At 70.6% G+C, this 9,128-nt stretch carries 9 protein-coding genes; 8 read left to right on the top strand and 1 reads right to left on the bottom strand.

The window, feature by feature from the left end; all coding sequences use genetic code 11:
- A partial coding sequence (locus AIIKEEIJ_RS08920) for an LLM class flavin-dependent oxidoreductase (RefSeq protein ID WP_161995484.1) occupies nucleotides 1-629 on the bottom strand: 629 nt, incomplete at its 3' end.
- Between the two features lie 498 nt (nucleotides 630-1,127).
- On the opposite strand from AIIKEEIJ_RS08920, the gene AIIKEEIJ_RS08915 reads away from it, so the two are divergent.
- The 8 genes from AIIKEEIJ_RS08915 to AIIKEEIJ_RS08880 form a co-directional block, all read left to right on the top strand.
- Complete coding sequence (locus AIIKEEIJ_RS08915; protein ID WP_161995483.1) at nucleotides 1,128-2,192, top strand: isopenicillin N synthase family oxygenase; 1,065 nt, start codon at nucleotides 1,128-1,130, stop codon at nucleotides 2,190-2,192.
- A complete protein-coding gene (locus AIIKEEIJ_RS08910; protein ID WP_006943671.1) occupies nucleotides 2,189-3,028 on the top strand; it encodes a MetQ/NlpA family ABC transporter substrate-binding protein in 840 nt (279 codons plus the stop codon). The genes AIIKEEIJ_RS08915 and AIIKEEIJ_RS08910 overlap by 4 nt, the downstream gene beginning before the upstream one ends.
- Nucleotides 3,025-4,035: a methionine ABC transporter ATP-binding protein gene (locus tag AIIKEEIJ_RS08905; protein ID WP_161995482.1), complete on the top strand. Its 1,011-nt coding sequence runs from the start codon at nucleotides 3,025-3,027 to the stop codon at nucleotides 4,033-4,035. The genes AIIKEEIJ_RS08910 and AIIKEEIJ_RS08905 overlap by 4 nt, the downstream gene beginning before the upstream one ends.
- Entirely contained in the window at nucleotides 4,032-4,700 is a 669-nt protein-coding gene (locus AIIKEEIJ_RS08900) for a methionine ABC transporter permease (protein ID WP_161995481.1), read from the top strand. Before AIIKEEIJ_RS08905 ends, AIIKEEIJ_RS08900 begins: the two co-directional genes overlap by 4 nt.
- A 119-nt stretch (nucleotides 4,701-4,819) precedes the next feature.
- Nucleotides 4,820-5,863 carry a YeiH family protein gene (locus tag AIIKEEIJ_RS08895; protein ID WP_124258562.1) on the top strand — a complete coding sequence of 348 codons (1,044 nt, stop codon included), beginning with the start codon at nucleotides 4,820-4,822 and terminating at the stop codon, nucleotides 5,861-5,863.
- Nucleotides 5,864-6,032: 169 nt separating this feature from the next.
- A complete protein-coding gene (ggt, locus tag AIIKEEIJ_RS08890; RefSeq protein WP_161995480.1) occupies nucleotides 6,033-7,994 on the top strand; it encodes a gamma-glutamyltransferase in 1,962 nt (653 codons plus the stop codon).
- Between the two features lie 138 nt (nucleotides 7,995-8,132).
- Nucleotides 8,133-8,561, top strand: a complete 429-nt coding sequence (locus AIIKEEIJ_RS08885; RefSeq protein ID WP_029546697.1) for a CBS domain-containing protein — start codon at nucleotides 8,133-8,135, stop codon at nucleotides 8,559-8,561.
- 81 nt (nucleotides 8,562-8,642) lie between these two features.
- On the top strand, nucleotides 8,643-9,128 hold a 486-nt coding region (locus AIIKEEIJ_RS08880), incomplete at its 3' end, for a hypothetical protein (protein WP_161995479.1).

Genomic DNA, 9,128 nt, shown 5'->3' with positions numbered 1-9,128 from the left:
ACCTTGTAGTTCTCCCGGGGCTGCAGGGCGTTGGCCGTCACGATCGGGTCTCCCCACTTCGCCGCCAGGTCCACTGCGCGCGCCGACGTGGCGGAGCCGTGCCAGATGCGGAACGGCCCGTCGAACGGGCGGGGCAGCGTCGTGACATCGGCGAGTGCCGCTCGGTACTCACCCGACCAGTCGACGTGTTCCTCCCGCAGCAGCCGGCGCAGCAGTTCGTAGTTCTCGGTGAGGTAGTCGTACTGTTTGCCGATGTCGAGGCCGAACAGGGGGTACTGGAGCACCTCGTTGCCCTTGCCGATGACGATCTCGAGGCGGCCCCGGCTCAGTTGATCGACGGTGCACAGATCCTCGGCGACGCGCACGGGATCGAGCACCGACAGCACGGTCACACCCGTGGACAACAGGATCCGCTCGGTGGCCTGTGCGATGGCACCGAGGACGACGGTCGGGCTGGACGAGAGCACGTCGCCGGCATGACGTTCGCCGACCGAGTAACTGTCGATGCCGAGCTGCTCGGCGAGCACGGCCATCTCGACGACGCGGTTCAGGCGCTCCGCGGGAGCGACGACGTCGCCGGTGACCGGATGCGGCGGGTTGAAGATGATGTCGAGGATCTGGAAGCGCACGAACTACAGAGTCTGCCGTCCCGGTGGGCGTCCGTGAAGGGTTGTCCTCGAGGTGATCGGAACCGTTGCGCCCGGCCGGACACGTCGCCGTCGTCGTCTCGGCATCGGCGTCACGGTAGCCGTGCACCGGGGTGCGGACCAGGATTGCGATCGTCGTGATCCGAAATCGGTGCAGGTCGGACCCGCCCGAAAGGGCGTGGGTTGTCCGAGACCCGTCCACTGGATAGCGTGACCGTCCGGCAGCACCGAGGGCGGATTCCCGCCACGAACGGGCCGCGCCCGCGGCCCATCGGAGGAAAGATGGTCGGCACCAGTCACGCGCAGGTCGTGATCGCACGCGTCGTGGGCACGCACGCCCCGGCGTGTTGTTGTCGCTGACAGCCGTCCCACCGGACGCACCCGCGTCTCCCGATACCGACATCTCCTCCGGCCGCCGGCGCCGCGTTGCCCGTTTCCCGGGCACCCGGCGCTCGACGTGGCCCGAAAGGACTCCCTGCGATGCCTCCCTCGACCACCCTGCCCGTCGTCGACCTCACAGGCCTCGACGGCGATGCCGCCACCCGGGCCGCCCTGCTCGACCGGCTGCGCCGGGTCACGCACGAGGTCGGCTTCTTCCACCTGGCCGGCCACGGCATCGACCCGGCCCTCGCCGACCGGCTGATCGCGGCGGCACGCGCGTTCTTCGCCCTGCCCGACCCCGTGAAGCTGGAGATCGAGAACTCCCACTCGCCTCATTTCCGCGGCTACACCCGCGTCGGGGGTGAACGAACCCAGGGATATGTGGACTGGCGCGAGCAACTCGACATCGGTCCCGAACGGGCTCCGGTGGCACAGTTCGACCCCCAGCGGCCGTGGGAGGTGCTGCACGGTCCGAACCTGTGGCCGAGCCGGGTGCCGCAGCTGCGGACGCTCGCGCTGCAGTGGATCGAGCAGGCCGGCGCGGTCGGCCGCCGGCTCCTCCGGGCATGGTCCGAATCCCTCTCCGCACCAGCCGATTTCTTCGACGGCGCGTTCGCGGACCCCGATCCGCTGCTGAAGATCGTGCGGTACCCGGGCCACGACCGATCGATCACCGGACAGGGTGTGGGCAGCCACAAGGACGTGGGAGTTCTCACGCTGCTCTATCCGGAACCCGGAAGCACCGGCTTCCAGGTGGAGATCGACGGCACCTGGGTCGACGTCGAACCCCTGCCCGGACACTTCGTCGTCAACATCGGCGAACTCCTCGAACTGGCCACCGGCGGCTACCTGAAGGCGACGACGCACCGGGTCCTTCCGCCGGCTCCCGGCACCGACCGGGTATCCCTGCCGTTCTTCCTCAATCCCGCACTGGATCAGGCGTTGCCGCATGTGCCGCTGCCCGGCGCACTCGCCGCCGAGGCCCGCGGGGTGGGTGCGGACGAGCACGGTGACGCCCTGCACGCCGTGTACGGGCTCAACGCGCTCAAGTCACGGCTGCGGGCCCACCCCAACGTCACCGAGCGCCATCACGCCGACCTCTCGAACTCCCCCCTCCTCGCCGGCCAGCCCGGCGATCTCGACGAAAGCGAACACTCCGAATGACTCTGCGCCGCACCCTGTCCGTGGTCTCCGCCGTCGCCCTGGCCACCGGGCTGGCCGCCTGCTCCGCCTCCGGGACCGGTGAGGACACGCTCGTGATCTCCGCCTCCGCGACACCGCACGTCGAAATCCTGGAACACGTGCGGCAATCCGGTGCGCTCGGCGACGTCGTCCTCGACATCAAGCCCGTGACCGGCGAGGTGGACCCGAACGAGTTGCTCGAAGCCGGTGACGTCGACGCCAACTTCTTCCAGCACCACCCGTACCTCGCCGACTGGCAGCAGCAGAAGGGCGTGGACAACCTCGAGTCGGTCGCCGCCGTACACCTCGAACCGCTCGGCCTGTACTCGAACAAGATCGCCGCGGTCGCGGATCTGAAGGACGGCGACACGATCGCGCTGCCGAAGGACACGACCAATTTCGCGCGTGCGCTCTACCTCCTGGAGTCGGCGGGCCTGCTCGAACTCGACAAGCCGCTGTCCGAAGCGGACATCGCGACGGTCACTGCCGCGAACATCGTCTCGAATCCGAAGAACCTGAGGTTCGTCGAGCTCGAACGCGCGCAGCTCGCGCGCACCGTCGACGATCCGGCGATCACGGCCTCGGTCGTCAACTCGAACTACGCGCTCGAAGCGGGGCTCAACCCCGCGGACGACAGCATCGTCCGGGAATCCGTCGACAACAACCCGTTCGAGAACATCCTCGTGGTGCGATCGGAGGATGCGTCCGATCCCGCCGTCACCGCCCTCGCGGACGCCCTCGAGTCGCCCGAGGTCGCCGCCTGGATCGCCGAGAACTACGACGGCGCGGTCGTACCCGTCCACGAGGTCGGCGCGTGATCGTCGTCGACGAACTCACCAAGTCGTACCCGGCAACGGGTGGCACCGGCACGATCGACGCACTCCGCGGAATCGACCTGAGGATCGACGAGGGAGAGGTCTTCGGCATCGTCGGCCCCAGCGGTTCCGGCAAGTCCACGCTGCTGCGGTGCCTGAACCTGCTGGAACGCCCCACGAGCGGACGCATCCTCCTGCGCGGCGAGGACCTCTCGCACCTGTCCGAAGGCCGGCTGCGCGGGTCCCGTCGCCGCATCGGCACCGTGTTCCAGCAGTTCAACCTCCTGCACTCCCGCACCGTCCGCGCGAACGTCGAGTTTCCGCTCGAGGTCGCCGGCGTACGGAGGACGGAGCGACGGGACCGGGCCGAGACGTTGCTCGAGCTGGTCGGGCTCACCGACAAGCGGGACGCCTTCCCCTCGCAGTTGTCCGGCGGGCAGCAGCAGCGCGTCGGCGTCGCGCGCGCACTCGCCGCCGAGCCCGACGTCCTGCTGTGCGACGAGGCGACCAGTGCCCTCGACCCGGCCACCACGGAGCAGGTGCTCGATCTGATCGCGACCGTCAACCGGACCCTCGGCGTCACCATCGTCGTCGTCACCCACGAGCTGTCCGTGGTGCGCCGGATCTGCACGTCGGCGGCGCTGCTGGACGGGGGCCGCATCGTCGAATCCGGTCCCGTGGCCGATCTCGTGGCCGACCCCGTCTCCCGCCTCGGTGATGCGCTGCTGCCGGCGGGCGTCGGCGAGCAGAACGGGGACGTGACCGCGCTCGTCACCGCCCGCGGCTCTGCCGTCGCCACGCCGTGGCTGTCCCGGCTCTCCCGCGACGTCGGGGTCGACGTCGCGGTCGTCGGCGGCCGGGTCGACCGTGTCGCCGGTACCGACATCGGCAAGCTGCACGTGCGTTTCGACGGCGACGTGGATCGCGACGCGGTGGACCGATTCTTCGCCGCCCTGCCCGACGTCACCGTCGCGTGGACGACCGGCGTCGTGGCGAGGGTCGGGGCATGAACAAACTCAGCTGGTTCGACGCCCTGCCCGAGGTGTGGGCCGCCACGCTCGACACCCTCTACATGGTGGGCGTCGCCTTCCTCCTCACCGTCGTGGGCGGGGTGCTCGTGGGTGTTCTGCTGCACGTGACCGCGCCGGACGGGCTGCGCCCGATCCGCACGCTGTATCTCGTGGTCGGGGCCGTGGTCAACGTGTTCCGTTCGCTGCCGTTCCTGGTCCTGCTGATCGCGCTGATCGGTGTGACCCGTCTGGTGGTCGGGACTGCGATCGGGCCGACCGCCGCGCTCGTCCCCTTGACGATCGGCGCGATCCCGTTCTTTGCCCGCATCGTCGAGAGCGCGCTGCGAGAGGTTCCGCGTGGGCGGGTGGACGCGGCCCGGGCCATGGGGGCCTCGAACCGGCAGATCGTCACCAAAGTACTTCTTCCCGAATCGCTTTCGTCTCTGATCTCCGGTGCCACCCTCACCGCGGTTCTGCTGGTCGGCTACTCCGCGATGGCCGGGGTCGTCGGCGGCGGCGGGCTCGGCGACTTCGCCATCGTCTACGGGTACCAGCGCTTCAACACCCCGGTCCTGATGGTCGCGGTGGTGGTGTTGATCGTGCTCGTGCAGGCGCTGCAGACCGTGGGAGACGTCGCGGTGCGGGCGCTCGCACACCGGCGATGAAGTTCGCTTCGCGGCGGCGCGGCCGTGCCTACCGCGGCCCTGTCTCATATCGAATCGATATGAGGTGATGCCGAAACACCGTCTATCCGCGACGCGCGCCACCCGCCAGGGTGGAGACCATGGCCACTTCTCTCCAGGCGCTCTCGGCCCCGGCCGCGGTACGCCTGCGCGCTCCGCTTCCGGGACTCGCCGTCTGTGCCGCGGCGGCAGCGGCGGCCCTCGTCGCCGCCCGGCTCGCCGGGGGCATCAGCCCCCTGCTGATCGCCATCGTCCTCGGCGCACTCCTGGCCAACACGACCTCGCTCCCGGCGTCCACCGAACCCGGCCTGGCCGTGGCCTCGCGCCGGTTGCTCCGGATCGGGGTCGCCCTCCTCGGTCTGCAACTCCTCGTCACCGACGTGCTCGCCCTCGGCTGGGGCGTGCTCGGCCTCGTCGTGGCCGTGGTGGTCGGCGGCATCGCCGGAACGATGGCACTGGGCAGGATCCTCGGGCTCGACTGGACGCAGCGCCTGCTCGTCGCCTGCGGCTTCTCGATCTGCGGCGCCGCCGCCGTCGCCGCGGTGGACGGGGTCGTCGACGCTCGCAAGCAGCACGTGGTCACCGCCGTCGCACTGGTGGTCGTCTTCGGCACCGCCATGATCCCCGGCCTGCCGCTCGCGGCCTCCGCGCTGGGACTCGACACCACCCAGGCCGGCATGTGGGCCGGCGCCGCGATCCACGAGGTGGCGCAGGTTGTCGCCGCCGGGGAAGCCGTGGACGCCGGCAACGCCGGGGCGCTGGGCGCGAGTGCCCTTGCGGTGGCCGTGACCGTGAAGCTCGCCCGGGTCGCGATGCTCGCGCCCGTGGTCGCCTGGATCGGCGCGGTGTCCCGCCGCCGCAGCCGCGAGCAGACCGAAATGCGGCGGCCCCCGCTGGTGCCGCTGTTCCTGCTCGGCTTCCTCGGCTGCGTGGCCCTGCGCGCCACCGGCCTGCTCCCCGACCCGGCTCTGGACGTCGCCCGGCTCGCGCAGACGGCGCTGCTCACCGCCGCCATGTTCGCGCTCGGCACCGCCGTACGCATCGACGTCCTGCGGGGCGTGGGCTGGCGGCCCTTCGCGCTCGCCGCCGCATCCACGGTGTGGGTCTCGGCGATCGCCCTCACCGGAATTGTGCTGCTGGGATAGCGGATACGCTCCACAGCCGCGCGCCGATCGGCCACACACAACAGTCGTGCCGCACGCGGGTGACCGGAAGGTTCGCGGCTGGACGCGGTGGCCCGGCACGACGGCCCGGCCGAAACGGATCTCGCGGGAAGCACTTCGGGCACCGGTGGCCGCTGTTACCGTCGGCGAGATGACACCGGTGGCGAAGGTGGGCTCCACGATCCGCGTCGCGATCGTCGCGGCACTGTCCGTCGCGCTGCTCGGCGCCTGCACGTCGGCCGGGGACGACTCGTCGGGGACCGCCGAATGCATCCACGTCCCCAACGGCACCCCGCTGTCCGCCGCCCCGCCCGCCCCCTCGACGTCCGAAAGGGACCTGGCCACAAACCCCGAGGTCGCCACCGGCTACCGCGACGACATGACGGCGGTGACGACCGCGTCGTACGCGGTGTCCACCGCCAACCCGGTCTCGACGGAGGCGGCGTGCAAGGTGCTGCGCGACGGCGGCACCGTCGCCGACGCGCTGGTCGTCGCGCAGACGGTGCTCGGGCTCGTGGAGCCCCAGTCGTCGGGGATCGGCGGCGGCGCCTTCCTGCTCTACTACGACGCGGAGACCGGGCAGGTGCAGGCGTACGACGGCCGGGAGACGGCACCGATGTCGGCCACCGAGAACTACCTGCGCTGGATCAGCGACACCGACCGCACCGCGCCCCGGCCCGACGCCCAGGCCAGCGGCCGCTCGATCGGGGTGCCCGGAGTGGTGCGCCTGCTCGAGGAGGTGCACCGCGAACACGGGGGCACGGAGTGGGCCCGGTTGTTCGACCCGGCCATCTCCCTCGCCGACGACGGGGTGGTGATCAGCGACCGGATGGCCGAGTCGATCGCCGACTCGGCACCCGACCTCGCCGTCGACGACGAGGCGCGGGCGTACTTCCTGAACCCCGACGGCACGCCCAAGACCGCGGGCACCGTCCTGGTCAACCCGGCCATGGCGAAGACGCTCGGCGCCATCGCGTCCGGCGGCGCCGACGCCTTCTACACCGGAGCCCTCGCCCGGGACATCGTCGACGCCACCGCCACCGAGGCGGGCGGCCGCACCCCCGGGACGATGACGGTCGACGACCTCGCCGGCTACGAGGTGAAGAAGCGCACCCCCCTCTGCACGCCGTATCGGGCGCACGAGGTCTGTGGCATGCCGAACCCGTCCTCGGGCGGGATCGCGGTGGCGGCGACGATGGGCATCCTCGGGAACTTCGACCTGTCCGCGCTGGGACCGACCGACGTCGACGAGAACGGTGGCGAGCCGACCGCCGACGCCGTGCACCTGATCTCCGAGGCCGAGCGCCTCGCGTACGCGGACCGCGACAAGTACGTGGCGGACTCGGACTTCGTTCCCCTGCCCGGCAATTCGCCGCAGACGCTGCTCGACGACGACTACCTGCGCGGGCGTGCGGGCCTCATCGACCCGGGCCGGAGCATGGGCACGGCACAACCCGGCGACTTCGGGCCGGTGCCCCTGGGCACCCCACCACAGGACCGCGAACACGGCACCAGCCACATCTCCATCGCCGACGAATACGGCAACGTGGCCTCGATGACCACGACGATCGAATCGGCGTTCGGGTCGTTCCACATGGTCGACGGCTTTCTGCTGAACAACCAGCTGACGGACTTCGCCGCCGAACCCGTGGACAAGGCCGGGGTGCCGGTGGCCAACCGCGTCGAACCGGGCAAGCGACCGCGCAGTTCGATGGCGCCGACGCTCGTCTTCGATCGCAATCCCGACGGCAGCCGCGGCGACCTGCGCATCGTCGTCGGCTCGCCGGGCGGTTCCGTCATCATCCAGTACGTGGTCAAGACGCTCGTCGGGATGCTCGACTGGGGCCTGGACCCGCAGCAGGCGGTGTCGGCGGTGGCGTTCGGCGCGGCGAACACCCCGGTCACCGGGGTCGGGGGCGAGCATCCGGCGATCGACGGCAGCGACGACGGCGCACGCGATCCGCTGGTGGCCGAGCTGCGCGCGCGAGGCCATCAGGTGGCGGTGCTCCCGCAGTCCAGCGGACTGAGTGCGCTCCGCCGGGACGAGTCGGGATGGGTCGGCGGCGCGGACCCCCGTCGCGAGGGCGCGGTGATGGGCGACGCCACCGGATAACGATCCGACGCGCGGTACGGCCCATCGAGTCACGACTGGATAACCACACGGGGTCTCGTCGACCTGCAGGAATAAGATCGACAACCATCGATCGCCGTCACGGCGGATGACTGGGAGCGGATGGATCGGGGTGCCCGGATGCGGATCGCGGACGTGCTGCGGAACAAGGGGCCGGTCGTGGCCACGGTCGATCCGGACCTCTCGGTCGACGAGATGATCGGTGAACTCGCCCGCCACAACGTGGGCGCCCTCGTCGTGGTGGAGGGCGACGCCGTGATCGGCATCGTCTCCGAACGCGACGTCGTGCGCCGGCTCCACCAGCACGGTCCCGCCCTGCTCGACGCCCGTGTCCGGGACATCATGAGCACGACGGTGTCCACGTGCCTGCCCACCGACACGGTGAACAGCCTGGCCGAGACCATGACCGAACGCCGGATCCGGCACCTGCCCGTCGTGGTGGACGGCCACCTGGTGGGCATCGTCAGCATCGGTGACATCGTGAAGAGCCGGATCGACGAACTGCAGTGCGAACGCGACCAACTCGAGTCGTACATCGAGCACGGCTGAACCCGGGGCACCGGATTTCAGGGGGATTCTCCGGGTGATCCCGGATTACCCTGCGGCGCCTGCCGGACGACAGTAGACCATATGGCGAAGCGTCCGGGGCAGCGGTGGCGGCAGGCGACGGTGTGGCTGCACGTGGTCACGTCCGTGGGATGGATGGGCCAGGCCCTCGCGCTGCTCGTCCTGTTGACGCTGAGCCGCACCGCGGTGGATCCCGCCGTGCGGGTGGCCGGCACGACCATGGCGCAGCACCTCGACGGCACGCTGCTCGCTCCGCTGGCCAACGCGTCGGCGTTCACGGGCTTTCTCCTCGCGGCGGCGACGCCGTGGGGATTCCTGCGCTACTGGTGGGTGGCGATCAAGTTCGTCCTCACCGTGGTCCAGGTGAACCTGGGGATCCTCCTGCTGTCGGCGGGCCTGAACGGCTCGGTGGCCGCCGCCCGCGACGGCACGTCCGGACCGGCGGGACCGATGATCGCGGGCACCGCTCTGATGATCAGCGCCCTCGCGTTCCAGGCGTGGTTGTCGGTCGCGAAACCGTGGGGCCGCACCCCGTGGTCGGCCGGGAAG

It is taken from the genome of Rhodococcus sp. YH1 (genome assembly GCF_009939605.1).
Classification (GTDB): Bacteria; Actinomycetota; Actinomycetes; order Mycobacteriales; family Mycobacteriaceae; genus Rhodococcus; species Rhodococcus aetherivorans.
The sequence above is the reverse complement of the archived record's forward strand: the minus strand, read 5'-3'. Positions and strand labels throughout refer to the sequence as shown.